The sequence below is a fragment of the Haloarcula rubra genome, from assembly GCF_019599465.1.
Classification (GTDB): Archaea; Halobacteriota; Halobacteria; order Halobacteriales; family Haloarculaceae; genus Haloarcula; species Haloarcula rubra.
Genome location: NZ_RKLR01000017.1, coordinates 22,184 through 48,616, shown reverse-complemented (window position 1 = coordinate 48,616; position 26,433 = coordinate 22,184). Strand labels below are relative to the sequence as shown.

Annotated in this window: 18 protein-coding genes and 7 pseudogenes; 9 read left to right on the top strand and 16 right to left on the bottom strand. The window is 56.3% G+C overall.

Features of this window, described 5'->3' with window-relative positions; all coding sequences use genetic code 11:
• Positions 1-379: 379 nt before the first annotated feature.
• Positions 380-580, bottom strand: a complete 201-nt coding sequence (locus EGH21_RS21860; RefSeq protein WP_220620544.1) for a hypothetical protein — start codon at positions 578-580, stop codon at positions 380-382.
• A 675-nt stretch (positions 581-1,255) separates the two neighbouring features.
• Between EGH21_RS21860 and EGH21_RS21855 the strand changes: the two genes are divergently transcribed.
• The 3 genes from EGH21_RS21855 to EGH21_RS21845 all read left to right on the top strand — a co-directional run bounded on the left by EGH21_RS21855 (position 1,256) and on the right by EGH21_RS21845 (position 2,331).
• Positions 1,256-1,642 (top strand): MarR family transcriptional regulator, encoded by a 387-nt coding sequence (locus EGH21_RS21855; protein ID WP_236035756.1) that lies wholly within the window; start codon positions 1,256-1,258, stop codon positions 1,640-1,642.
• A 150-nt stretch (positions 1,643-1,792) separates the two neighbouring features.
• Positions 1,793-2,083 (top strand): hypothetical protein, encoded by a 291-nt coding sequence (locus tag EGH21_RS21850; RefSeq protein ID WP_220620526.1) that lies wholly within the window; start codon positions 1,793-1,795, stop codon positions 2,081-2,083.
• A complete protein-coding gene (locus EGH21_RS21845; protein ID WP_220620525.1) occupies positions 2,080-2,331 on the top strand; it encodes a hypothetical protein in 252 nt (83 codons plus the stop codon). The genes EGH21_RS21850 and EGH21_RS21845 overlap by 4 nt, the downstream gene beginning before the upstream one ends.
• A 543-nt stretch (positions 2,332-2,874) precedes the next feature.
• Here the strand turns inward: EGH21_RS21845 and EGH21_RS21840 are convergent.
• A complete protein-coding gene (locus tag EGH21_RS21840) occupies positions 2,875-4,041 on the bottom strand; it encodes a right-handed parallel beta-helix repeat-containing protein (protein WP_220620524.1) in 1,167 nt (388 codons plus the stop codon).
• Positions 4,042-4,179: 138 nt separating this feature from the next.
• Here EGH21_RS21840 and EGH21_RS21835 point away from each other — a divergent pair, with 138 nt between their 5' ends.
• Positions 4,180-4,656, top strand: coding sequence for a YbaK/EbsC family protein (locus tag EGH21_RS21835; RefSeq protein WP_220620523.1), 477 nt, complete (start codon positions 4,180-4,182; stop codon positions 4,654-4,656).
• Positions 4,657-6,329: 1,673 nt separating this feature from the next.
• On the opposite strand, the gene EGH21_RS21830 is transcribed toward EGH21_RS21835, so the two are convergent.
• Entirely contained in the window at positions 6,330-7,844 is a 1,515-nt protein-coding gene (locus EGH21_RS21830; protein ID WP_220620522.1) for an aldehyde dehydrogenase family protein, read from the bottom strand.
• A gap of 206 nt (positions 7,845-8,050) precedes the next feature.
• On the opposite strand from EGH21_RS21830, the gene EGH21_RS21825 reads away from it, so the two are divergent.
• Positions 8,051-9,250, top strand: coding sequence for an iron-containing alcohol dehydrogenase (locus EGH21_RS21825; protein ID WP_220620521.1), 1,200 nt, complete (start codon positions 8,051-8,053; stop codon positions 9,248-9,250).
• A 280-nt stretch (positions 9,251-9,530) separates the two neighbouring features.
• Positions 9,531-10,049, top strand: a pseudogene (locus EGH21_RS21820) (transposase); the annotation flags it as partial.
• Positions 10,050-10,322: 273 nt separating this feature from the next.
• Here EGH21_RS21820 and EGH21_RS21815 read toward each other — a convergent pair.
• From EGH21_RS21815 to EGH21_RS21805, 3 genes and pseudogenes are all read right to left on the bottom strand, one after another.
• Positions 10,323-11,138, bottom strand: a complete 816-nt coding sequence (locus EGH21_RS21815; protein WP_220620520.1) for an IclR family transcriptional regulator — start codon at positions 11,136-11,138, stop codon at positions 10,323-10,325.
• Positions 11,139-11,179: 41 nt separating this feature from the next.
• Positions 11,180-11,441: pseudogene (locus EGH21_RS21810) on the bottom strand (IS5/IS1182 family transposase); the annotation flags it as partial.
• A 151-nt stretch (positions 11,442-11,592) separates the two neighbouring features.
• Complete coding sequence (locus EGH21_RS21805; RefSeq protein ID WP_220620519.1) at positions 11,593-12,747, bottom strand: MFS transporter; 1,155 nt, start codon at positions 12,745-12,747, stop codon at positions 11,593-11,595.
• A gap of 291 nt (positions 12,748-13,038) precedes the next feature.
• Between EGH21_RS21805 and EGH21_RS24840 the strand changes: the two are divergent.
• A pseudogene (locus EGH21_RS24840) lies at positions 13,039-14,295 on the top strand (MgtC/SapB family protein).
• A gap of 78 nt (positions 14,296-14,373) precedes the next feature.
• Here the strand turns inward: EGH21_RS24840 and EGH21_RS21795 are convergent.
• The 7 genes and pseudogenes from EGH21_RS21795 to EGH21_RS24835 all read right to left on the bottom strand — a co-directional run.
• The gene (locus tag EGH21_RS21795) at positions 14,374-15,102 is read right to left on the bottom strand and encodes a glycerophosphodiester phosphodiesterase (protein WP_220620518.1); all 729 of its coding nucleotides are present in this window, start codon (positions 15,100-15,102) and stop codon (positions 14,374-14,376) included.
• A gap of 534 nt (positions 15,103-15,636) precedes the next feature.
• Positions 15,637-16,761 carry an ABC transporter ATP-binding protein gene (locus tag EGH21_RS21790; RefSeq protein WP_220620517.1) on the bottom strand — a complete coding sequence of 375 codons (1,125 nt, stop codon included), beginning with the start codon at positions 16,759-16,761 and terminating at the stop codon, positions 15,637-15,639.
• A gap of 4 nt (positions 16,762-16,765) precedes the next feature.
• Positions 16,766-17,527 carry a carbohydrate ABC transporter permease gene (locus EGH21_RS21785; protein ID WP_425433326.1) on the bottom strand — a complete coding sequence of 254 codons (762 nt, stop codon included), beginning with the start codon at positions 17,525-17,527 and terminating at the stop codon, positions 16,766-16,768.
• Between the two features lie 127 nt (positions 17,528-17,654).
• Positions 17,655-18,548, bottom strand: coding sequence for a carbohydrate ABC transporter permease (locus EGH21_RS21780; protein ID WP_220620515.1), 894 nt, complete (start codon positions 18,546-18,548; stop codon positions 17,655-17,657).
• 54 nt (positions 18,549-18,602) lie between these two features.
• On the bottom strand, positions 18,603-20,012 hold the full coding sequence (locus EGH21_RS21775) for an ABC transporter substrate-binding protein (protein ID WP_220620514.1): 1,410 nt from the start codon (positions 20,010-20,012) through the stop codon (positions 18,603-18,605).
• 128 nt (positions 20,013-20,140) lie between these two features.
• A pseudogene (locus EGH21_RS21770) lies at positions 20,141-20,817 on the bottom strand (IS6 family transposase).
• Positions 20,818-21,052: 235 nt separating this feature from the next.
• Positions 21,053-21,253, bottom strand: a pseudogene (locus tag EGH21_RS24835) (PhnE/PtxC family ABC transporter permease); the annotation flags it as partial.
• A gap of 146 nt (positions 21,254-21,399) precedes the next feature.
• On the opposite strand from EGH21_RS24835, the gene EGH21_RS21765 reads away from it, so the two are divergent.
• Complete coding sequence (locus EGH21_RS21765; RefSeq protein WP_220620513.1) at positions 21,400-22,668, top strand: MgtC/SapB family protein; 1,269 nt, start codon at positions 21,400-21,402, stop codon at positions 22,666-22,668.
• A 95-nt stretch (positions 22,669-22,763) separates the two neighbouring features.
• Positions 22,764-23,135 (top strand): annotated as a pseudogene (locus EGH21_RS21760) (transposase); the annotation flags it as partial.
• On the opposite strand, the pseudogene EGH21_RS21755 reads toward EGH21_RS21760, so the two are convergent.
• The 3 genes and pseudogenes from EGH21_RS21755 to EGH21_RS21745 all read right to left on the bottom strand — a co-directional run bounded on the left by EGH21_RS21755 (position 23,128) and on the right by EGH21_RS21745 (position 26,390).
• Positions 23,128-24,131: pseudogene (locus EGH21_RS21755) on the bottom strand (IS630 family transposase). The pseudogenes EGH21_RS21760 and EGH21_RS21755 overlap by 8 nt on opposite strands.
• 284 nt (positions 24,132-24,415) lie before the next feature.
• Positions 24,416-24,712, bottom strand: coding sequence for a hypothetical protein (locus EGH21_RS21750; protein WP_220620511.1), 297 nt, complete (start codon positions 24,710-24,712; stop codon positions 24,416-24,418).
• 1,084 nt (positions 24,713-25,796) lie between these two features.
• Positions 25,797-26,390: a hypothetical protein gene (locus tag EGH21_RS21745; protein WP_220620510.1), complete on the bottom strand. Its 594-nt coding sequence runs from the start codon at positions 26,388-26,390 to the stop codon at positions 25,797-25,799.
• Positions 26,391-26,433 lie beyond the last annotated feature (43 nt).

Below are 26,433 nucleotides of genomic sequence, written 5' to 3'. Positions count from 1 at the left end.
TCTCTATCGTGTCCACCGACTGTGAATAGCCGGCCGTCGTCTATCTCGATAAGTTTGCCAGCGAGATGGCCGGATTGAGACGGTGCTCTGCGCTCGCGCTCGATAGGCTCAGCAAAGACAGCGAGGCAGTCCTGACAACAGTAGTCGTGTTCAGCACCGCCGGCATCGATGTCGGACCCGACACACGTTGACGAGTGCGGTGCGGGTCGGTCTGTCGCCATCGTTTCTGTAGAACGAACCGGGGTAGAGCGTCCGGTTTCCGGCCGCTTATCAGTAACTGGCGTGGAGGTGGAGACCGGTCGGCGGACGAGTACTTTGTCACCCCCAACGCTCCACCGGCGACCGATTCCCCATTTCGTCTCTTTGGTGCCATCTTTGGTCACGTGTGTAGCACCTCCCGTCGTTGGAGTGTGACCTCCGTCGGCTCGGTGACCCGGCGGTACAGGTCGTACTGATTTTCGACAATCGCGAAGTCGCTACTCCATCCGGTGTAGTGAGCGAGGCTGCCGCGGTAGCGCAGCAGCAACTCGTCGGGTAGCTCGGCACTGTGTGGGTTCGCACGCGGTTCGGCGTCAGCCATCAGGCACACTCCCCGTTTCTCGGACGGCCGCTGCCAGTCGGCACGTATCGCGTCTGTGTCCGGATGGCGAGTGTGTGGGTGTCAGATTTGGACCAAGCCTTTTCCGTGTGAATTTCTGACACACGTCTCGGGCCCCGGTCGTTTCGTTCTCCCCCCGCCATGGCCCAAAGCCCACCCCCCGGGGTCCTGCCATGTCGCTTTGTCATCGTCGCTTGAAGCCAGCTCCAGTCGTGCTTATCCAACTGGTGGGCGAGTGGATAGGGAAGACTAGTTCGTGTCGGTGATTGAAAGTCGGTTTTCGCGATGTGAGTTTCGTCTGCGAGGCACTGTGGCGGGTTTGCAGCTGTCTCAGGCGATGACCGAATGTTGACCGAAAGTGACCGAAAGAATCGTCGTCTGGTGGTTTGAGAATCGGCGAATCGTGACCGAAAGCGCTGGTGCTCGGTGGGCATGGTGGCATGGTGGGTAGTCAACGGGCGATGCGGCGCGGCCGGTGGCGAGGTTTCAAGCCTCCCCGTATCGAGTGCGTTCATGCGGTGCGTTACCGACGCGGCGCCCGTGTTCAGGCACGGCGTCGCACTCGGTTTTCCAACGACGCCCAAGGAGCGACGCGTCGGCCGTGCTAAGACTGTGCAGTGCGCAACCACTTAGTAGTTTGCGTCTATTGGTGCAGTTATGAACCACATGGCGTCTGATAGCACCAGTAGGGGAGAAGAGAGTATTACCGGGATAACTAATAAAACAGCGGGCGATGGCGGTGATATGCCCCCGGAGGAACGCCGGAATGTAGTTCTTGAATTCATGGCAGAGCACGGGATAGCACTCCCTCCAAAGGCGATATTCCGGGGACTTAAAATCGAGAGGGGAATTACATTCAGCTACCGAACCGTTCAGACGATTCTATCTGAGCTTGAGGATCAAGGTCTAGTTGCGAGAGTTGACAAGGAATCTCTTGACGAAGGTAACATTCAACCCATCCCAGAGGATGAGGCCGGAAAGCGGGCATACTACATGATTACGATGGATGGGCGTCGTGAAGCCGGAGCTTCCAACGGCGACTAATACCACTATTCTTCGCCAACAAGCGAAATTACTAAGTGGGCGTAAGCCCTGAGTATCAACTGAGAACGCACGCGTCGCTGGTCGATTTCCGCCGTTCAGGAAATCGCCCCGGTGTTGGAGCACCGAGGCGCGTGGGTTCTTGGACAACCCATGTCGAAATCCGAAGTCAACCCTCAAGAACGTACCGCACGCGAACTACTCACCCAGCGTCCGCTTTTCCTCGGCGTTGACGGCGTCGGTGATACCCATTACTGGGACAGCTACGACAAAGCCGTGGTCGTAGTAGCAGGCGACGACGCCGAGAAAGTCAAGTCGGCTGATACGCGCTTCTGGATGCTCGGTGAGTGGTGCGAATACACTCGTGAGGAGCGCGGTTGGGACGAAGGCCCACATGTCGGTGGGTCACTGGTCGGCGATCTCGTCCGAGGTGTCGACGCGTGAGTTGTACCGTCGAAGAACGGAAGCGGGTACTGTGGGCTGCGCGGGCGATTCGGGATTGTGTGCCGACGGTCGCCGTCGACGTCGTCGCGCCGAACGCGAGTCAGTACGACGCGTGGACGCTCGACGCCGTGTTGTGTGACGCTGAGGGCATACCACCCGAGGTGTTACGGGAGTTGGCGCTGGTGGGATTGACGCTCAGGCCAACGCCGTCGCAGCCGGAGTATCAGCACGTGGCGGCGACGGTGTAGAGAGGCAGGGAACTAACCGACAGACTTCTGCATACGGCCCAGACGTTCTTCGCCGAACCCGTATAGAGTGGTATTCGCTTGGAGAGGGGCGACACTGCAAACGAGGAACCTCATTAGATACCATCATTGGTCGTAAAATAACTGGTTCAGCACGATGGCGGTGGCGGTGATAGTTTCTTCAAAAAACTCGATTTCGCGGGAGGTAAAGCTACGGCGTGTGTATAACGTATCCAAAATGTAACTTGTTTTCTTGCTATTAACTCACGTCGTCGATGGTGGATGGCAGATTATTCCGGCAATCCCTCCGAATACAAGGTGTACTGGTTTGCACGGGACCTGATCGCCTCCAGTTACGGGAGTTACGCCAAAAAAGAAAAAGCAACACTCAAAGAGCTATCATCCGACTCGTACAGTCCCGAAGGCAACTGAGTTTCTCCTCCTGAGCCACCAATCGCGCCATAGTCTCTGGCTGGTGTCGAATCTTAACCAGTGAGCACAGGTATGCCCCTCTGTTCCATCCGCGCAAACCACCACCCGGTACCTTCACCGCGAGGCGTTCTCGATCGACCGTCGGAGCCACGGCTCGAACGCGACGTCACCCTCGATATCGTCGCCTTGCCCGACCTCTTCTCCATCAGGATTGCGTCGACCATCGGGCCCACCTGGTCCACTGGCGTGGCCCCACCAGTTGTCCGTCGCATCTAGCGTGGTGTCGTCACGATTGAACGCCCCCAGGCGCGTGTTCCCCGCAATGTCGTTGAAATCGACGGTCGTCTCATCAGCTGCCACCTTGACCTCGATTCCCAGGTTGTTGTCTTCGATCACGTTCTCGGTAGCCAGATAGCTCGTCCCGTCAGCCTCCACTTCGAACCCGACGCCGTCGAACTGTGAGTTCGGATCCGACAACACATTCCTCAGTTCGTTGCCGATTACCTCGACATCCTCGGGCACCTTGTCGTGGTTCCCAGTTCCCCGAATGACGACACCGAATCCGTAGGCAGTCACCTCCTCAGCAATGTCCGTTGCGACGTTGTCCTCGACGACGGCACCGGTGACGTTCCCCTGGATGCTGATGGCAGCAGCGCCCCCAACGTCCTCGTTGCGTATGTTCTGTACCAGATTCTGGCGTACCGTCGGATCCTCGATGGCATCACCGTCGCTTCCACCGAAGATGTTGATCCCGTCGACGCCGTAGAAATTACCACCAGGGTCGTCCCGCTCGAAATCCTGAACGACGTTGTTCGCGATGATGACATCGTCGGGCGTATTGCTGGCCCTGACAGCCTCGGAGGTCGTAGTACCCGTCGCCGCCGGTGGCGTGACCTCGAACCCGTCTAGCACCGTTGCATCAGCGCTGAGGATCACCTGCCCTTCGATAGTCGCCTCGTCGTTACGGTCGCCGTCACCAGGTGTCCCACTGTTGGGGCCATCGAGTGTGAGTTCCTCGACGTCGACTGTGACATCCTCGTCGTACGTGCCCGCTTCGACACAGATCGTGTCGCCAGTACTCGCACTGTCTATCGCCGACTGGATGGAGTCACCATCACTTACAGTCGCGTCGCAGTGTTGACTCGCGCCTGAGAGTCCGGCATACGCTGTACTTGCTACGACAGCGCCGCCGAGTGATTGCAGTACTGTCCGTCGTCGGAACTGATGGGTATCTCGGGTCATAGGTGGTTGAGACCGCCCGTGCTCGGGCGGACCGTACATATCGGTGTCACGACTGGGGCATAAATAACTGTAGGCAAGCTAATCATTAAGTGGGCCTCAGACGAAGAGACGCAGTTCGACACGCAGATGCACGACGGCCCCGGAGTGGTTTTCACCCGGGGGGACAACAGACTCGCCATGCACCCGAGTGCCGAGACATTGGCCGAGCGAGCGCGCGAGCAGTACGGCGTCGAGATAGACGTCCACGAGTTTCCTGAAGGAACGAAGACAGCCGCCGACGCTGCTGCTGCGGTCGGTTGCGAACAGGCCCAGATTGCCAGCAGCATCGTCATGACCGTTGACGGTGACGTAGTGGTGGTCGTGACCAGCGGTGCCAACCGCGTGAGCGAGGCGAAACTCGCCGCCCACTTCGGTGTCCCGGAGGATGCGGTGTCGATGGCCGACGCCGGCCGGGTCAAAGACCAGATTGGCTGGTCGATCGGCGGCGTCCCGCCGTTCTGCCACGACACGCAGGTTCCAGTCCTGTTCGACGAGACTCTGACAGAGTTCGGCACCATCTGGGCAGCGGCCGGCACGCCTGAAGCGGTCTTCCCGATTGCACCGTCCCGGGTTCGGGAGTTGTCGGCGGCGACGGTCCTGGACATCGCCGAATAGGCTCCCGCCCCCAAACGTTGTAACGGCGGCCGCAGAATATCAACATATATAACAATTCGACTCATGACCTGGAACGTCGACCAGTCGGCGAACAGTAGCGGCCGAATCAAGGGTCGGGCACACCTCACCACCAAAATCGATTCTGGACGGAGAGGATAGATACGATTATTATTGTAATCGGTGTGCACTGAGGATGAATGCGGACTATTTGGTCGAGTGACTGTCGCCTACCATAGCGACTCAAGAATTGGTCGACAACAGTCCGCAGACACCTCGACAATCACGCTTAGGGTGGACCGATTCCGAGTTGCTCTCCCGACAGTTGCCTCACCACTTCGATCCGACGACCTGTTGTCATTACGATCCCTTACGCGCTCTGAAAGCACAAACATAGCGCTGACCACTCCGCGCGGCATCCGGGCTGTCACGCCCATGACTCGGCTTCTTTCGCACACGGACCAGTCACAAGAACGTGCTCTGTGGCACAGAAATCCTCTCGGTCTCTTGCGCCCCATATCTTAATTCACGCTCTCATGGAGTAGCAGCGTTTCCATCGAGTCAACAGAGCCAGCATTTCATGTTCTGTATCGCTTTCTTCAGCGCTTCGACAGTGTCGAGGCTCTTTTTGCTGACGTTGAGGAATGCGTATTCTTTGAGGAGGCTTCGGACGCACCGGACCGATAGTGCATCTGTATGCTCCAGATCTTGGATTTACGTTTAATATCTCCACATTACGAGTTCGAATATTCCATATCTATATATTTGGGAGGTCAATATGAGATTTCGAGGATGGTTTTCCAACATATAGGCTCAAAATGGCACAATATGTCTATAGGTATCTGTAATATATCTACGTCTATTATATAGTTAGATATATGCGACGTATAGATTTGTAACAGCATCCTGTACCTCAATGTCTATGAACCATCTCGAGAGAGTTCGGCTGAGTCGAACTAAGGAGATAGTCATAAACTGAGGGTAGAAGTGAAATGTTTGTTCGCAAGTGTACCAAGACAAGCGGATAAGCTAAGCTCGTGTAGTAGTATGTGAGACCACTCCAAAAGATAATGCGAGTACTCATGTTATCCAAGACTTCTACTCGATCAACAGAGTTTCGATAATCCGAACTCAAGAGAATTATTGTGGCGACATCAGGACTGCCACTTAGTTTGGAGTAGTTCCAACCCCATTCTTGTAAAACGCTGGAGAACCAGTATAACCCGATGGAAGTCGATTACATGCGATGATCCGGGTGGATTCAAAACGCTGTCCGGGGGCATGCAGGCTCAAATATCGGTTCGGTAGAATCGAACTTTCATATAAACATTGATTAAGAACTGGTACACATAAATGCCTGCTAACACTGTGACCACCATCACAGTATAGCTAGTATTTCACGAGGATATTTGCAATTCGAGGTGATACAGTCCCTGCAGGTAATAGTAATAACCCTCGACAAAAAGAATGGGAGAAAAGCGAGTCATCATTCTTCCATCTCTACTGGCGTGGTAATATTTGAAACTTCAGAAGTGTCGTAATCGACCAACGAGAGCCCAATAATTGAAAAAGACTACCCCGGTACTCTGACCGACGGCGGACACTGCTGAGAGAAGGCATCGAAAGAAAAAATGAGAGCGCCACAGATCATCTTCCTGTTTTTTACGATAGACTGGTTACAACGAGGGTTCGTCGAGATTAACGTAGACGCTTTTGGTCTGCTGGTAGTGGTCAATCGCTTCGAGACCGAGGTCCTTCCCGAAGCCGGATTGCTTGAACCCTCCGTACGGCGCTTCAGGTAGGATCGGGCCGTACTCATTAACATACACCAATCCAGCCTCCAGATCGTCTGCAGCCTGGTGGACAAGGGAGGTACTTTCTGTGCCGATCCCTGAAGCCAGCCCGTACTGCGTGTCGTTTGCGATCTCAATCGCTTCGTCGTAGTCCTCGAAGGTGATGATGGTCTGAACCGGTCCGAATATCTCTTCTTGTGCGATTTCCATATCGTTTGTTACGTTCCCGAAAACGGTCGGTTCGATGTACCAGCCATCAGATAGTTCGGGATCATCGGGACGGCCGCCGCCACAGAGCAGCTCTGCCTCTTTCTTTCCGGTTTCAATGTAATCAGTGACTGCTTCGAACTGGCTTTCGGATGTCAGCGGCCCCATTGTCGTCTCTTCGGATAGCGGATCCCCGAGAACGTACGATTCCGCTTTTTGAACGAATCGCTCGGTGAACTCCTCGGCGATCGATTCGTGGACGAGCGCGCGGGAGAAAGCGTCACAGATTTCGCCGGTGCTGTAAAAAATGCCATTGGCAACCGCGTCGACAACCTTGTCGAGATCCGCATCGGGGAAGACGATAAACGGAGACTTCCCGCCGAGTTCCAGCGTCACCGGAGCGACACGGTCGGCTGCCGCCCGCATGACTCCACTCCCGACCGTGGTACTTCCCGTGAAGGAGATTTTTTGAACGTCTTCATGCTCTACCAGTGCTTGGCCAGCCTCACTTCCCCGTCCAGTGACGACGTTCAAGACACCGTCGGGGAAGACATCTTTTGATAGCTGTGCAGCACGGATTGTCGTCAGTGGCGTGTCGCTGGCCGGCTTCAGTACACAGGCGTTGCCAGCTGCGAGTGCCGGTCCGAGTTTCCATGCGGCCGCCCACAGGGGATAGTTCCAGGGGACAACCTGACCCACGACGCCGAACGGCTCGTGTTTTGTATACAGGTGTAAATCGTTCGCGGCCGGCACTTCACTGCCCCGTTGCGCTCGACAGACAGACGCGTAGAATTCCAGTGTGTCGATAGCGCCCTCAACCTCACCACGGGCCTGCGACATCGGCTTGCCACAGTCCAGACATTCCAATAGCGCGAGTTCGTCAACATGGTCTTCTAGTCTGTCGATCCACTCGAACATGAGTGCAGATCGGTCACGTGGAGTTGTCTCCTCCCACTCTTGATCAAACGCGTCCCAGGCTGCGTCAACGGCTGTGTCGACATCCTCGGCGTCACACTGTGGGACATCGACAATCGGCTCATCGATTACTGGATCGAGAACGCTTATTAGATTCTCTCCTGCGTATTCCGCACCGTCGATCCATGCCGCAAACTTGCGATCGGCCGTCGCATCTTCGTGTTTACTGATGTGGCTATCGAAAATACTACTCTTGTTTGGTGGTTGTTCACCCATAGCAAAATGATCAACCCGGGAGTCAATAAAATTCCCGTTTTTTCTGCCAGGATATCGTCTGTCTGTTAAAAATGACACTCATTTTGCCGAATCCAACAGTCTTTATAATGCGCCTGTCGGTCACTAGCATGGATGCGACAGAATAGCATTTGCCATTCAAGTACTGAGGCGTATGGGAATCAGATGCCGACCCGGGGGATGTTCCAATGAGCCTCGGCGGATATACACTCTCGTTCCCCATCTGGGTTGAGTTCGGGAACGGCAAGAGCGACAGAGCTGGTGAAATCATCGATGCCAAGGGATGGGAGAGCGCTCTCATCGTGACCGATCAGGGAATCCGTGAGGCCGGTATCCTCGACGGAATCGAGGCATCGCTTGAAGCCGAAGGCGTCGAATACGATGTGTATGATGACGTGGAACCGAACCCGACGGTTTCGATGGTGTCCGACGCAGTGGATGTATTGAACGCGGGCGGGCACGACGTGGTCGTCGCTGTCGGTGGTGGAAGCGTCATCGACACTGCGAAGTGCGCGACACTAATGACTACAAATTCGGGTGAGCTCTCTGATTACGAAGTCAATACGCCCGACGACGTCACCGCCGGTAACATCGAAAACCACACCCATCCGCTCATCACGGTCCCCACGACCGCTGGTACGGGAAGCGAAGTCGACTACTGGGCAGTCATTACCTCTGAGGAGCGCCAATTCAAGATGGCAATCGGCCAACCACCATTGTACCCTGATGGACCGTACCTCGGAGCCGAGATATCACTTGTCGATCCCGAACTGACTGCGTCACTTCCGCCACGGCAGACTGCTGCGACCGGCTTCGACGCGTTCTCCCATGCGCTGGAGAACCACGTTGCTGCGGGCGCGCCCGAACTGGTCAAGCCCTACACGCGCCACGTTATGGAACTCGTCCCAGAGTATCTCCCTGATGCCTACGAGACGGGTGATATGGAAGCGCGCGAGCAATTACTGTTCGGTTCTCACATGGCGGGCTTCTGCGAAAACTTCGCAGGGTTCGGTGCGATCCACTCCCTTGCCGAGGTTACAGGCGGAATGTATCCGGAAATTCCACACGGCGAAGCCATTGCCGTCTTCACGCCGCCAGTGATGCGATACAACCTAGAGAAGCATCCTGCTAGGTACGCCAATGTTGCTGACGCGATGGGGCTCGATATTTCTGGGCTCTCGGATGTCGAAGCCGCTCGAGCAGGTGTCGAGGCCGTCGAAGAACTGATAGACGAAGTAGATCTCCCATCGAGCCTCAGTGAACTCGGTGTCGACGAGGATGATCTCTCTGAAATCGCCGAGAAATCACTCGATACAATCGAAATCCATGATAATCCACGTGGCGCCGACGCATCGGATCTCCTCGAAGTCGCCCGCGACGCGTACTGATCACGGTTTGGGTGGGGCTGCCGACACGGCCGTTTTTTGTGACTAAATGTCGTTCTGTACATTGTACACTCCTGTCAGGATTCCCTGTATGTTATTTCTCTCAGCGATACGCAGTGGTTGAAACGGGACTGTTCGCACTCGTAAGTGACTACCGTGCCTTCGACTGTAACTGGAACTGCTCAACTAAATAAAAGAACGCTCTTGGGAAGGAGACTGTTGACGGGGAGAGTTGCGGCTGAAAGTCGAAGAGGGCAAGGGCACCGCGCCAGCGGTGCCCGACATGTTCCCAATAAGCCGGTTCGTGTCGGAATCGGCTGCAGCGGACCTGCTGCAACAGGTTCGTTGGCGTGATGGTGTCGAGTGCCCCCGCTGCCGGGTGTATCAGCGGTATTTGTGTAAGAATTGCGGTCGAACGTTCAACGACAAGACCGGGACAATCTTTGCCCACCCGAAGCTCACTCTGAAAGAGTGGTATTTCACGATCTACGTATTCTTACGGATCAACACGAGCATTCGTCAGATCGAGGCGGAACTCGATCTCTCCTACAGGGACGGTGAGACGGCGCGTCGAGCGCTTCGTCAGCATGCTCGACGCGCCTTCGGTCACGCTGTCCGATCCGATCTAAATCGACGAAGTATACGTCTCTGCCGGCCTCAAAGGCCGGGAGCGCGACCAAGAGTGCGCTCGCGTGGCCTGTCCACGCGCGGTTGAGAATCGTACGACGGCGACAAACCGCCGGTTTTCACGCTGGTCGATCGCGGTGCGGATGAGCGGTACGCCGTGACAGCGAAATCCGCGAAATCGTTGCTACCAGTGCAAACAGTACCGGAGTCGGTTACATAACCTCACAACAGCATTCCAAGGTATAATTGTATTGCCGAGTGTGACGGCTTCCAGATCGGATACTACGCGTTCACCAATAACTGGTAGTTAACAGGAGCAGTTCTGATGATTCAGCTATTGACTCCAGACTGTTGAAAATAGAATGCTATATCTCCGTTCAAAATTATCATCGCCAGTCATGTTGGTATATATCCGACCCGGGCCGAGACACAGTGACAGAAATCCCTATCAGACTGCATCAGTCTGTTTCGAACGGAGTTGTTCTTCGAGCTTTTCAGTTACCTCAATAAGTGCATTCGGAATCTCTCGTTGGAGTACGGAGCCGTCAACTCGGTAGACTGGTCCTGAAACGCTCAGTGCACCAAGTACCTTTCCATCCGGCCCATGAACTGCTCTACCGATACTCCGCATACCCTCAGTGTATCCTTGGTTGTCGACTGCATACCCTTGTTCTCGGATCTGTTCAAGCTCGGCGTATAGTTTCTCCCGAGTCGTAATCGTATGCTCGGTACGTGCAGGGAGTCCCCATTGGTCGATAATCTCTTCTATTCGTGATGGGGAATACGTTGCCAATATCGCGAGCCCAGATGCTGTCGCATGCATACAATAATACGACCCAATACGCGCTCTGTATTTTTCTGAGACGTCAGCCCCTGACCCGTCGCTGTGTTTTACCCACTTGTGATATGACTCCGCGATTGTAATTATGCGGCCCCGATCTGGGGCAACGAAATCGCACTCTTCCTCGGTCCGCGCAGTCAAGTCTCCAATTGTCTCCTCGATATATTGATACTCTGTCCACTGACTACGAGCCTGTTCGCCGAAGTTCAGGAATTTCAGGCCAACATAGTACCTATCACCACGCTTCGTCAGAAGGCCATTCTTCCGAAGCGTCGTCAAATGTTTATGAGCAGTACTTTTCGCAATGCCAAGTCGCTCGACCACATCGCGCAGTCTCGCACCATCACACTCAGAAACGATATCAAGGACATCCAGTGATAGCTGCGTTGTTTCGACCTCGTAGTCAGTATCGTTGGTAATCATAATAATACGATGCAGTCGCAAGTATTTATTAGTTCGGCAGAATCAAACCACTTGACTAGCGTCGAGTGATCGGGAAGATCAGCCTTGAGCCGGCCGATCTTCCCAAGTATTTGTGGCATCTCGCTCAGCAAATCGAGTACTTCTCGGTAGGATTTTTCTAGTAAACCCGCAGACAGTGCAGCGACACCACCGCATTCTCGGCGAAGCTGCCACCCCTTCGGGGGCGGCGACTTCGCCTCGCTCACCAACAGCATTTTTAGTTAACTGAACGACATTGCTCGTGAAGCGGGAGATTTTAAACATGAATCATCGACGGTTTCCCACTTCTTCTCCCTAGTTCTGACGGTCGAAACCGACGCAGTCCAGCGACTCACCAGAGCCAATCTCATTTAATCGTCGAAGTCGACATTGGCTCTCTTGAACCCTGATTGCCACTATCTCGTCCAACCACTACTCAACCTCCGCCGGACCGACGCCGCCGGTTGAGGGCGACGAGAAAGACACCACAGAGGGTAAGCGAGAGCGACGCGAGGGCGAGATACGCATACATGGCCTGGACGCCGACAGCGTCGACCGTCCACCCGATGACGACTTCACCGATCGATCCGCCAGCGCCGATCCCCACACTGGTGACGAGCGTCTGGGCCGTCGAATCGAGTCCATCTGGCGCACAGTCGTGAGCGAGGTTGACGAGTGCGAAGTAGACGAACGCCACACCCAGTCCCATTCCGACGTTGGCGACGAGGACCGGGCCGAGCGACGAGAACGTCGACAGCGTCGCGAATCCCCCCGCATAGGTTAGACCGGCAGTGGCGACGGCTAGCCCGTGCCACCTGTCGAGTCGCGACAGCAGCAAGAACACCACCACTTCGGCGACGGTCTTCGTCGCCCATGCGATGCCTGTCAGTCCGTCTCCCAGGTCGACCGCCCGCATGTACACTGAAAAGAAGGCGCTCCCAGTGAACGAGATAAACCCCATCGCGAACGCCGCCAGCAACACGAGCAGGTACCGTGGCTGTCGAACGAGTCCGATCGCTTGCACGCCGATCGACCCTTCGAACACCGTCTCCTCGACTTCCGGCACGCCACGGAGTAACGCCACGAGGACGACCATTCCGGCGACGTACACGTAGACGATGACACTCACGCCGGTCCAAACCAGTACTGTACTGAGCGTCAGGACGGTCGCGCCGAACGCCAGCGACCCAAAGCTCCGTGTCAGCGCGTAGTTGTACCCTCGTGAGACGACCAATGCGTTCGAGATCGGGACGATGGGTGCGCGTGTCGCCGCGTAGGCAACGGTCCCGACGGCAACGAGCAGAAACGGACTCCCCGGGAGCCCCATCGCTAACGGGTACGTCAAGATTGCGACCCCTGAGAGCGCTGCCGCCAGCATGATCACCCGACTCGGTGAGCGCGTGTAGTCCGCGACGACTCCCCAGACCGGTTGCGCGAGCACCCCACTCGCCACGAGCATGGAACCGAGTATGCCCATCTGGACCCCGTCCATGCCCAGTTCCTGATAGAACACGTTTCGGTAGGCGACGAACCCGCTAAAGGCCGCGAAGTAAACGAAGTAGATCGCCTGATACCGCCGTGATTTCTCCATTGCCTAGGTCCAGTTGGGGAGACGCCTCCCTAGTACGAATTTCTTCTGATCGCCCGACGTCTCACCCCGTCGAACCGCCCACGGTTCCTGTTTCCGTTCAGTGGACCCAACTCGGAGGCCGGGAGTCCTCCCGAAGAATTATATCCGTCGTCACGCCACCCATAGCGTGGTACATAGGACTGTATAGAATATAGATCCCACGCGGCTGCGACTCCGGAACGGACCGGAGTCGAGTCACTGCACGCAGTTGCCACGCGTGACCCGTTCGGAGAAGGACTGATGATATCCACTATGAACGGCCTCGACGTCGACCCCGCAGTGGTCCAGTTGTTCGTCGCAGCGGCGCTTGGGATGCTTCTCGGCCTCGAACGAGAGTTGTCGAACAAGTCTGCGGGCATTCCGACGTTCACGCTGACGAGCATCATCGGCGCGGCCTCGGTGATGGCCGAAGAGCCGATTCTCGTCGCGCTCGGTGGTATCCTCGTGCTCCTCCAGGGGGGCCTCCTCGGGGTCCAGGGACTCATCTCCGAGGTGGTCGGAGCTGACACCGACGGTGTGCGAGGACTCTCGCTGACGACGTCAACGTCGTTACTCGTCGCGTACGTCGTCGGGATCCTCGTCGGTAGCGGGGAAGGACTCTCCGGAGTCGTCATTGGGATATCCTCGTCGTTCCTCCTCGTCCTCCGTCGGGAACTGCACGGCTTCGCGAACACGCTCTCTCGCGAAGAAGTGCGGAGCGCCGCCGAGTTCGCTATCATCGCGTTGGTCGTCTATCCGATCCTCCCCAGTGGCACGTACGGCCCGTGGAACGCGATCGAACCGAAACTCGTGTGATTACTCGTCATCGCCGTCAGCGCCATCGGCTTCGTCAACTACGCCGTCATCCAGCGCTACGGGAGCCACGGTATCGCTATCACTGGCTTCTTCGGGGGGCTGGTCAACTCGACGGCGGTCATCGGCGAGATCGGGGGTCAAGCACGAGAGAACGCCGGGATACTGCAGGTCGCCGTCGGGACGATACTGATGGCCGACGCCGCGATGGCGGTGCGTAACCTCGCTATCCTCGTCGTCTTCCTGCCAGCGTCGGCCCTCGGTGTCGGTCTCCCACTCGGGTTCATCACGCTCGAAGGGATCGCGCTTGCACTGTACGACACGGACTGGGAGGGGAAGATCGACCTCGAGTTCGACTCGCCGTTCAGTAGCCGGAACGCGCTGAAGTTCGGCACGCTCTTCTTGCTCGTGTTGGTCCTCACGGCAGGGGCACAGGACTTCTTCGGAAAGTCCGGGTTCCTGTTGAGTAGTTTCCTGTCGGGTCTCGTCTCGAGTGGCACGACAACGACCACAGCGGAGACACTCGCCACGACCGGTCTGATCTCGAATGTCACGGCGACACGGGGTATCCTCCTCGGGATGCTCTCGAGCATCCTCGTCAAAATCGGCCTCGCAGCCAGCATCAACCGCTCGCTACTCTCACCAGTCGTTCGGAAGTCGGCGTATCTGTCGTTGATCGGCGTACTCGGTGACGCGCTCAGCGTCCAGTTACTCTGAGTCGCCGGCCAGTCGGCGACCGGCCGAATCTCGACGTCTCGTGTCCCGTTCTCTCGTCGACGTGTCTCGCACGACGGCTCAGACGATATCCCACCGATCGACGAAGACCCCATCGACACCCGCGGCTCGTACCCGGTCTGCGGTGGCCGCATCGTCGATTGTCCACGTGTTGACCCCGAGTCCGTCCGCGTGGGCCTTCTTGACGAAATCCGTCCCGAGAACCATCTCGTACCCGGGGTTGATCGCGACACAGTCGAGGTCCATGGCGATTGAGCGGTTGCGGTCGGGTTTCTCGTAGATGACCAATGCGAGCGCTGCCTCCTCGTCTCGCTCTCTGACCTCCCGCAACGCGGTGACCGAGAACGAGGATATCAGCACCTCGTTCGGAACCGCGCTCGCGGCTTCGAGAATCTCGCTCGCCATGCCCTCGTGTTTGAGTTCGATGTTGACCGCGGTGTCTGTCGGCACTGCGTCGAGGAGTTCAGACAGTAAGGGGATCGTCTCGTCACTGTCGAGTATCTGCAACTCCCGTAGCGTCTCCCAGTCGGTCGTCTCCACGGAGCCAGTGGCGTCGGTCAGTCGGTCGAGTTTGTCGTCGTGAAAGACTACGAGTTCCCCCGATTCACACCGCTGGACGTCGATTTCGATCATGTCGACGTGTGGTGCGGACTGCTCGACGGCGAACACCGTGTTCTCGGGGTACTGGTCGGCACACCCACGGTGACCAATGATCCGGAGGTCACCGCCGTCTGTCCTTGCTCTCGTTCCTTCGTCGCCGTTGTCGTCTTTCGAGTCGGTTGTATGCATTGTGTCGTCCCTCTCGGTATCGTTCCCGTCGGTGGTTCCTTCTTCGACCACACCGAGACATCCCGCCATCGCTGCCACGGCAGCCCCACTGACGGCAGGTATGAACTCTCGTCTCCTGTACGGAACTCTCGACATCTGATCGAACCTTCCTAACGAAAATACTCAAATCCGGCCCTAATAAAAGCTGTACCTGTGCGAACGATGGACGACACCGTCTAGCCTCTTCGAGTTCCCCCGGTTCGTGACTGACCCGATTCCCGCCGGGACAGCAGGTTCGTCTCCACCGGCCGCGACGGGACGAGTCGTTGAGTGTGTCGGGTTCGACCTACCGGATCGATGGCAACGTCCTGGAGTTCGAGATCCCAACCGCGCTCAGCGAGGTCACTGACGAACTGGAACGGGCGATCGAACGAAGTAGATGAGTAGTAGACGAGACAGGGATTCGGGTTCTTGGATGGCCCGACACTGGTGGTCGTCGGTCGAAATCTGGCTGCCGAGTACGACCACCGACGGAGGCCGTTCGGCCTACGTACCCTAGGAAATCGGCTCTTCGAGGGCGGGACTTCGTGCTGACGAGTGGTACACAGCGTCGCCGTCGGCGTCGTAGACGTGGAGTCGCTCCTCGTCGACGCCGATAGAGATGGTGTCGCCGGGGTTGATTTCGCTGCGTGCCTCGGCCTTCATCTGGATCTCGTCTGAGCCGACCGTACAGTGCAACAGGAGTGACTCTCCGAGGGGTTCGGTGACGGTGACGTCGGCGGTGAACGTCTGTGCGTCGTCCGGGAGATTCGACTCCAGCGAGACGTCCTCGGGTCGGACGCCGAGGTACGCCGTCGACGGCGTTGCGTCGAAGTTCTCGGGATTCGGCAACGGCAGGTCGAAGCCGTCGTGCTGGACTCGTACCGGTTCCTCGCCAACGATTTCAATCGGGAGGATGTTCATGGCTGGACTCCCGATGAACTCCGCGACGAACTGCGTCTCGGGGAAGTCGTACAGCGTCTGTGGTGTGTCGACCTGCTCGATCTGCCCCTCGTTCAGGACGGCAACCCGGTCGCCGAGCGTCATCGCCTCCGTCTGGTCGTGCGTCACGTAGACGGTGGTCGTCTCGAGGCGCTGGTGGAGTTTTAGCAGTTCCGCCCGCATCTGGACGCGGAGTTTGGCGTCTAGGTTCGACAGTGGCTCGTCGAGCAGGAACACTTCGGGTTCGCGGAGCAGCGCTCGGCCGATTGCGACGCGCTGTCGTTCGCCCCCGGACAGTTCACCGGGTTTGCGGTCGACCAACTCTTCGATGTCGAGCGTTTCGGCGACCTCGGTCAGCCGGCGATCGATCTCCTCATCGTCGAACGAGGTCGATGATTTGATACCGAAGGTCATGTTCTTACGCGCCGTCATGTGTGGGTACAGCGCGTAGTTCTGGAACACCATCGCGATGCTCCGCTCGTTGGGTGGGAGGTCGTTGATCACGGTGTCGTTGATCGACAGCGTCCCATCGGTGATCTCTTCAAGGCCGGCGATCATCCGGAGCGTCGTCGACTTGCCACACCCGGACGGACCGACGAGGACGAGGAATTCGCCCTCCCGGACGGTGAGGTCAATGCCTTTGACCGCTTCGACGTCGCCGAAGTGCTTCGTCAGTGTGTCGAGTGTAATCTGTGACATGGGCTTATTTTTGTTGGAGGGCGAAGGTTTCGAGAAGTGGGCGGTGCAGCGCGTAGAGCACGACTAGCGGCGGGAGCAACGCTATGACGGCGCCGGCCATGATCAGGCCCCACTGGGTGAGTCCCGACTGGCTGGCACCCTGTAGGAACTTGATACCCACCTGAATGACCTGTTTCGACTGGTCGCTGATGACGATGAGCGGCCAGAGGTACTGATTCCACGCGTAGATGAACGTGATAACGGAGACGCCAGCGATCATCCCCTTAGACATGGGGATCAACACCTTGAAGAGGAACTGGAGCGGGCCGACGCCGTCAAGTCGTGCGTTCTCGACGAGTGACGCCGGGATCGACATGAAGTGCTGTCTGAACAGGAACACCGCCGTCGCGCTCGCGATGTACGGGCCCGTGATAGAGAGCAACGTGTTCGCCCAGCCGAGGTCTGCCATCAACTGGAAGAGCGGGACGATGCGCACCGGGACCGGGATGAGCAACGTGAGGAGGATGAACATGAAGATGGCCCGCTCGTACGGGAGCCGATAGTACACCAGTGCAAGTGCGGCCAACAGCGACAGGGCCACCTTTCCGACGACGATGACCGTCGCCATCACGAAGGAGTTGATCATGTACTGCATCAGGTTGTACTCGCTGAGCGCCGTCTCGTAGTTCGAGAGGCCGGCGCTCCCGGGGCCGATGTTGGTAACCTGGTACACCTCCGTCGACGTCTGCGTACTCATGATGACCGCGAGTACCAGCGGCATCGACATCAGGAGTACCGACACGACGAGGCCCAGGTGGACGAACAACTGGTCGTCGAAGACGTCGCTCACCGATACGGCTCCGGGAAGATTCCCTCCCGCCTCGGTCCGATCCGTGGTTTCTGTCGCCATGATGTTAGGCTCCGTAGTGGGTGTGACTGTCGCTGAAGCGCAGTTGGAGGTACATCAGCACCGAGACGATGACGAACAGGATCACCGACTCGGCGGATGCCTTCCCCAGACTGTTGAACGCGAAGGCGTCACGGTACAGTTTGAAGATGAGCAGGTTCGTCGCGTTGTTGGGCCCGCCACTAGTCATCAGGTCCACGAGGGGGAACGTCCCGAAGAAGGCGTAGATGGTGTTCATCACCACCAGGAAAACGAGCGTTGGAGAAATGAGCGGGACGTACACTCGATATAGCATCGTCAACCGCCCGACTCCGTCGAGCTGAGCGGATTCGGTCAGGGTCTTGGGAACGTTGTTCAGCGCTGCGACGAGGAAGATGATGTTGTAGCCGAGTTGTTTCCAGATGGCCACGATAGCCACGACGAGGAACGCCTGCGGGCCGCTCGTGAACCAGTCGAGCGAGAGCCCGGTCAGCGCCTCGAGGTAATGGGTCACGATCCCAAGGTTCGGGTGGAGCATAAAGGTGAGGATCGTCGCAGCGACAGCTGTCGGCAACGCGTAGGGCCAAATCGCGACCAACAGGTAACTCGACTCCCAGGCCTCCACTTCGAAAAGGAGATAGGAGACAAACAACGAGACCAACAGTGTCCCGACCACTACGGCCGCGGCGAAGGCGAACGAGATGATTACGCTCGTCCGATACGCCTCCGAGGTCAGGAGCCCGACGTAGTTTGCCACTCCCACAAACGTCTGTTTTGTCCCGAGTAACAGCGTCTGGTGAAAGCTCAGCCGGAACGTCTCGACTGCTGGGTAGTACAGGAACGCGACAAGCACGACGAAGGTCGGCAGTAACAGCGCCCCCGCCTGAAGCTTCGAGTCGTATGGTTTGGTGTATTCTGCCATGGGTTGTAAAGTGGTGGTCGAGGATACGATGCAAGTGGTGTCGTCCTTCGTCTCTTAGTTGGCCTTCTGATTGTAGGACGCCAGCGCGTCCTCTGCATCGGAGTCGACCTTGTTGAGGACGTCAGTGACGCTCCGGTTCTCGTTCTGTATCATATTGACGTACCCCTCTTCGACCATCGTGCGGATCTGTGTGAACGGCCCCATCAGGGCACCGCGAGTCGCCGGCGAATCCTTTGTCTCTCGGAGCTGTTCTATCGCCGTCGTGAAGTTGGGGTTCTCCTCGTAGAAGCCCTCGTTCTCGAGTTCTGAGATTGCCTCCTCCCGGACCGGGAAGTAGCCAGTGTTGGTGTGCCAGCGCTTCTGTTGCTCGGGCTTGGTCAGCCACGCGAGGAACTTACCGGCGGCCTGCTTCTTGGCCTCCGAGATGTCCGCCGGTGACCACAGGGAAGCGCCGCCGATGACGACGCCCTCGCGCTGGCCACCGGGGGTCGGGAGTCGCATCGTACCGAGTTCGAAGCCGTTGTCTTTGGCACCCTGCTTCATCGGGGCGATACTCGACGTCGAGTAGCCGAGGATGCCGACCTTCTGTGTGAGGAACGCCTGCTGGGCCTCCGACCACGCCTCGATACCGGGGTTGAGGTACTGGTCTTGGTTGTAGAGGTCTGCCCACCAGTTGAAAATATTCTTCGAGGCCTCGCTCTCGAGGTGGATCTTGTCGGCGCGTCCCGTGCGCCCGTTCTTCTTGTTGACGAGCGTCTGACCCTGCTCTGCGAACCACTGCTCGACGAACCACGAGTGGTTCGGCCACGTCGTCCCCTTGTCGACGACGCCGGCCTCGGTCAGTGTGTTCGCCGCATCGGTGATTCCCTGGAAGGTCGTCGGTGGGTTCTCCGGGTCCAGTCCCGCCTCCTCGAAGGCGTTCTTGTTGTAGTAGAAGATGGCGTTCGAGGAATTGAACGGCATCGAGTTGAGTTTCCCGTTGATCCGGTAGTAGTTCAGCACCGAATCGAGGTAGTTGTCGAAGTTGACGTCAGACGGGATGATGTCCTCGACCGGGGCGAACACACCGCTGTCGATAGCGAGCTGTGTCCCGATCTCGAATATTTGCGCGATGGCTGGTGGGTTGCCTGCCTGGACCGCTGACGTCGTCGCGTTCAGCGTCTCCCGGTAACTCCCCTTCTGCGTGGCGGTCATCTCGATGCCGTCGGCCTGACTCGCGAAGTCGCTCACCATCGAGTCGATGAGTTTGCCGAGGTCGCCGCCCATCGCGTGCCAGAACCGGAGACTCACCGTCTCCGAACCGGTCGAGCCAGCCGTGGTCCCGTCGCCACTGCTACCGTCACCGCTGGAGCCGTCACCACTGCTGCCGTCCGACCCGCCGTCACCTGTACAGCCTGCTAGGCCGGCGATGGTTGCTGCTCCTGCGCCTTTGATGAACTTACGTCTGGACCTGTTTGCTGTCATTGCTAGCCGATCAATCATGTGTGATAGACTGTTATATTTCTTTTGCCAAGGTATTATATAGTTGGATTTAACCTGGCGGGCTACGGGGACGTGTCGACGTAGAGAACTTCACTTTCAACCGGCACTGTCTAGTTCTGAACCTCCTCAGCTGGCGTTCGTCCGTCAAGTGCCTGGTTCGGCCTTTCATGGTTGTAGTGATGTCTGAAGTGTCGTAGCCACTGTTTCGCGCTGGATTGACTGCTTCTCCAGGAGTGAAAGCGATCGATTCGCATGGTCACCGCCTGGAACCATTTTTCGATGTGGTTCCGGGTTCGGTAGTCGAGCCGACCGCTCAATCCATGACGAGCAAGGGCAGTCAGATAGCCGCCAGCACCGACGAGAAACACTGTATCGGCGACATCGTGTTTCTCGGTGAGCTGATGTAGGAACGCCGCCGCGGGGCCAGTCCCGCGGCGACTGAACACGTCAATTTCGAGCAGCAACTTTGATTCAGTATCGACAGCGGCGTACAACCATTTCTTTTCCCCGTCAACCGTGATTTGTTTCTCGTCGACCGCGACCCGCGACGGCTCCGCCGTCGGCGGGTCGCTCTGGGCTTCAGACAGTGTATGAACCCAGTTCCAGACCGCACCGTGAGAGTGATCGACACCCAGCAGGTCTAAGATCGCAACCGTCTCCCTGATCGACAGCCCCGCCGTATGGAGACGAACCCAAATCGCCGGACCGGTGTCGGGGTGCGCTCGTTCTCCCAAACGTCTTCGTTGTCCTCGTTCAACGTCTCGCTGAGGAGGTCTACGAGTTGCATGGACACTTCTCGCTACGGCCTCCTCGCTTCTCAAACTCGCTCAACTAAACAGTGCTTATTAGAATCTAATGGCATTTTTCGCATGTTTCAAAACGGAGTGGGGCACACCAGAGTGGCAGACACAGTGGTGTCCGACCCCATTCGTAGTATATACACATACACATATATAAAACTTTTGAACTATCTAATAGTATTAACAATCTCGTCCGTAACACGGTAGGTGATAGTAGAGTGTCTACATCACTTTCTTTCGCAGATATGCAGACACAGCCTCGCTCACAAGAACGAGGCCGAGAATGGAGATGAGGATAGTGAGAACTGCTTCCCAGTTGAAATAGTTGATTTGAGTCTGCAGTGGGACCCCCAATACCGCCTCACCGACGAAGCCGATAATCGTGGATGCGCGAACGTTGATGTCCCAGCGAAGCGTTGTGACGCATCGGTGAGTCAAGAGTAACACCTATTACCCATCACTATGTTTGTCCCTATAGACACAATAGAGCTACATATACTATATAAATATGACGGGTCGACAAGCAAAAATCTCGATTTCTAGCCGAGTACCGGATTGCTAATTCGATCATGGTCGTAGGAATAGAGGGTCTTACACTCGATACAGAGATTGTCAATCTCTTCATAGCTGGATTGCTGGGGATGCTGCTTGGTCTTGAACGGGAGTGGTCAAACAAGTCCGCGGGCATACGCACATTCACACTAACCAGTTTAATCGGTGCAGCAGCAATGTCACTTAATGATGGGGTGCTGTTAGCACTGGGCGGAGTACTAGTGCTAATTCAGGGTGGTCTGCTGGGTGTCCGTGGTTTAGTATCGCAATTCAACAAATCGATTAATGACCCTGAACTGGGGTTATCCCTGACAACATCTACTTCACTTCTGCTCGCGTACGCGGTTGGTATACTCGTAGGTGCGGAGCACGTACTCATCGGAGCCATCATCGGAATCACATCGTCATTTCTTCTCGTCCTACGAGGCGAGTTGCATGGATTCGCAAACCAGCTCTCGCGAGAAGAAGTACGAAGTGCGGGAGAGTTTGCGATTATTGCCTTCGTGGTCTATCCGCTGCTACCTGGGGGTACCTATGGCCCATGGGATGCAATCGATCCAAAGCTCGTCTGGATGCTGGTGATTGCAGTCAGTGGTATCGGGTTTGTTAATTATACTGTTATGCAGCGGTACGGAAGTATGGGCATCGCTGTAACCGGATTCTTCGGTGGGTTAGTAAACTCCACAGCTGTAATCGGTGAGATTGCAGGACGTGCTAAAAACAACGTAGGTATCACGAGACTCGCAGTAGGAACAATACTGATAGCCGATGCGGCGATGGCTATCCGGAATTTAGCGATTATCGTCGTGTTTGTACCAGAATCGGCTATCAGTGTTGGACTACCCCTCGGTCTAATTGCAATCAGCGGGGTAGCGCTTGCCCTCTACGATGGTGATTGGGAGGGCGAATTAGATGTCGATTTTGATTCTCCATTCAGCAGTACGAGTGCACTCAAATTTGGTCTCCTCTTCCTTGGTGTACTCATACTGACGGCAGGAGCTCAGCGCTTGTTCGGAACGACTGGCTTCCTCATTACCAGTTTCCTCAGTGGGATCGTCTCAAGCGGAACGACAACTACGACGGCGGTCTCGCTAGCTGCAAATGGGCAGATCACACCTGCAGTAGCAGCACATGGGGTTCTCGCTGGTACGCTGTCCAGTATACTGGTGAAAATCGGATTTGCAGCGAGTATCAATCGGTCGTTGCTGAAACCGGTAGTTCGAAAATCGGCGTATCTGTCGCTGATAGGAATTGCTGGAGTAATTATTAGCGTTCAGTTGATATGATGTTGCCCTGTTTTGCCGCTGATTGACGGGAGTCTCAGACGCTTTCACAGGAAGATTCCGTCAAGCTAACCGGGAAATGGACGCCGTCTGTCGATATGGCATCGCTCAGACGGCTCGCTCGAATGTGTCGTGATCTTGCCAAACAACACGTTGACAATCCGGACGTACCCGCCGCACCGGACGGCGCGGACGGGTACGCCGAGTGGGTGCAGATCGCGTTGATTCTGTACCGTGTCGAACTGGAGAAGAGTCTCCGTGAGACTGAAGAGATGCCCGATATTCTCGCCGTATTCTACCTTGATGAGGCACCGAACTACAGCTCGTTGTGCCGGTGGGAACAAGAGTACCGGATGCGTGAACTCCGCCGCCTGCTCCGCGCTTCGGCGGAGCAGGCGGGCTGAAGTGGTGAAGCCGCGATTGATGCGAGTGGCTTCCAGCGCTATCAAACTATAGTAAATGTTAGAAATAGTTGCTCACTTTTGGGATGGAAAGTTGGTCGAGAGCTGTATCAATCGCTGTCGTCAGCTCGTCGAGTGAGTCTAAGAAGCGGTTGCTAAGAAACGCTTGAAGCTGTCTCCAGCACTCCTCGACAGGATTCAGTTCCGGCGAATACGACGGTAACGTCACGAAGGCGAGGTCGTCACGGGCCGCTAGGTCCGTGACGGCCGACGCCTGGAAATATGGCGCTCCATCTAGGACAACAATCAAGTTGTCTTCGAATTCTTTGCATAATGCCAAAATGAAATGTTTCGCGTGTTCGGCGGTGACGTACTCGGTGAATCGGGAGAAAAAGCGATCACCGTTCTCGGTGATCGCGCCCAGCAGACACGTCCAGTCGCGTTGGCCAGACAGTTCGACGGTGGGCCGCGTGCCGCGCGGAAACCACGCGGCACGCAGCTCGACTTGCACGGATTTCTTGGTTTGGTCGATCCAGACTACGGTGGCGTCCATCTCCCGCCGCCTTTTTTGAGTTCGTCGTGGAATTCCTCTTGCTCGTCTTCGTCTGCTTCGGCGGCTTTCCGGCGTGATTTCTGATAACTCAATCCCGCTTCTTTCAGCAACCGCCGACAACTCGGGATTGAATACTCGACACCGTACGTTTCTTCGAGATAGTCTTGGACGAGCGCCGGCGTCCACGCCGGCGCGTCGATACCGACCTCGCCGGGTGGTTCGTGAACGGTTTCTTCGAATTCTTCTTGATGTGTTTCTGAGAGTTTTCGTTTTCTCCCAGTTCGCTTATCATCAGACACAGCCTGCTCAAGCGACTCGTCGGTATCGAGTCGCTTGAGCCAGCTGTAGATTGTCCGCCGCTGAACGTCGTACCACTCGGCTAACTCAGTTTGCGAAACACCGTTTTTGTACGCGATTGCCGCTAAAAGCCGTTGTGTCGGCTTCTTACCGTCCACGTTGTTGAGAGCGTCTTGCAATTCCTCGACGGAGATTTCGTCGAGATGATCCACCATCTATTGAAAGAGTGACAGAGTGAAAAGTTCTAACGGTTACTATAGCAGTTCTCAGCTATGGTGTCTGCACACCCGGAGAGGGACTCTTGGGGAAACGGCGTTCCACATTCAGCAACTACTAGTAGGCGCTATTGTGTCGAAAACCGCTATACTGGAGACGACTGTAGCAGGATAGTATACTACATTGGTCATCTCCATCAGGTCTGCTGGTTCAAAGGCGGTCTCACCAGAGCGCCCTTCATTTCACGGTGAAGTTACTGAACCTGCCGGCCACTATACACTGCTTATTGTCCGGTATGCCTCCAGATGACGGAGAGGGAGAGGATTCCGGCACCAATGAGGGCTATCCCGCCAAATAGAATAATCGGATGATATGTTATCTCACAGCCGTTCCCGTACGCGATACCGATGTTCTGCCACTCAAGGATGACATATCGAAACCCACGCGGCGGCGATTCGCCCGCTGAATACCCGACCGGCCCACAGGACACTACGAAATTGAAAAACAATAGTCCCGCTCCGATGAGTGGCCCCGCGATAGCGAGAATGTACTGTGGAGTCGCTGGGGCACGCTGAGCCATACTACATGCCTCACCAGCAGTTAGTATGAATCTCCGGATACCCCAAGTAGCAATTTGAGTCACCGCTGGTAGAGTGACCGTCTGTATCGACCGTTCAGCAGGTGTGCGTAGTTACCAGTCGTTGCACCAGCCAAACGATAAGCGACTGCTATTGATTACGGTGCCTCGCGAACTGATGGTATGCACGGTGGGACGACCAACCGAGGCGCGTTCTTTGTACGTTCGGTCTTGGAGCGCTGCTGGTGGTCGCAGGCTGTACTGCCCTTCCATTCAGTGGCTCATCCGTTCAAGAGCGCCCGGTTACGGTTATCCTCAACAACTCAGCAAGCACAAATCACACGTTCGAAGTGTCAGTGGTAGAACTCCCGGCTGAATACACCATTCGCTTTAATGACGGGCGTGTTGACACCACCTCGATTGACCAAGGAATCACCTCTCACAATTCCGGAGATAACCAGACACTCACGACCGTCGAACTACCCGAATCGGCCCGTCTCCATGGACGGTACACGCTTGCTTCTGGGGAAACAAATCAGACTTCCATTAACGATCTCCCTCAACGCTTTGCCGTGGTTGTTGTCGTCTCTCAGGATGTAGGGGAAATCGTGTGGTACGTCACGGCCAATTGTGATGATCAGGATCTTGCAGGGCTCAAAGTCATTCGCACCTCAGGTTGGGTTAGCGTCGCTCACTCGTGCATTTGAGACTCGTGTAGTCCGTGGCAGTAGTTCCCTCCCCTGTACTGAGCAAACTAGTCTCTACCAGCTCAGTCAGATTTCTGCTAGTAGACACTCAGTGTGGTGGCTGCACAGCGTGAGAGGGATTCTCCCCGAAACGGGGTTCCACATTCAGAAACTACTAGTAGATGCAGCGATGGCGCTGCAGGCTCTGGTTCGACTATCGAAGGAATCGACCTTCAGCCATGAAGCGTCCGAATTCGAGGGTTAAAAACGGGGTTTCTGGCAATATCTAAGCAATCTTCACCTCCTTTACGAGATACAGGACAGATAGTCAGTAGTAGAACTCCCCCAACTGAACCTGTTCAAAGCGGTTGTTCTGTCTGAAGTAGTCGATACCGGCCCGGTCAAAGCAACCCGCGGAGGCCAACCATCATCATAATGATAGCCAGCATGAACACGGTTTGGAGCAGTCCCCACTGCATGGCTTTGCTGAATAACGTGTTGAGTCGCTCGCCATCCGGATCATCGTTGTTGAGTTCCACGACCATCTTCGTCGTAACTAGATGGAGTGGTCCAAAGCCGTTTAGAAGCATGAGTATCCCGATGACGAGTGCGCCCCACAGCCAAATCGAGGGATCAGCCCAATACCCCAACATGAATGCGAGACCTATGCCAGACCCGATTACACCGACGCTGAGCGGTTCAGCCACCGCAACTATCTTCGGGATCAGTTGGTGATTGACTGCACCGGCAGCATCCTCCGGTGCAGCGTCAAGCGCGGGTCCGAGTACGAACTTGAAAAAGAAGTCGAGTCCAAACCAGAACGCTCCAAGTGCAACGTGGACGTAGAACATGAACGATGCGATGCCCGACAGGTACGCGACGACCGGTGCCCCGATTGTGACGAGGACGGCGACGATGGCAAACTGTTGGTCAGCGAGGTCAACGACCAACCCGAGTTCTTCACGATGCGACGTTGGCTGGTCAATGGATGCCATCGGTCACCCCGGTTAGATACCAATTGACGCCACCGATGCCGTT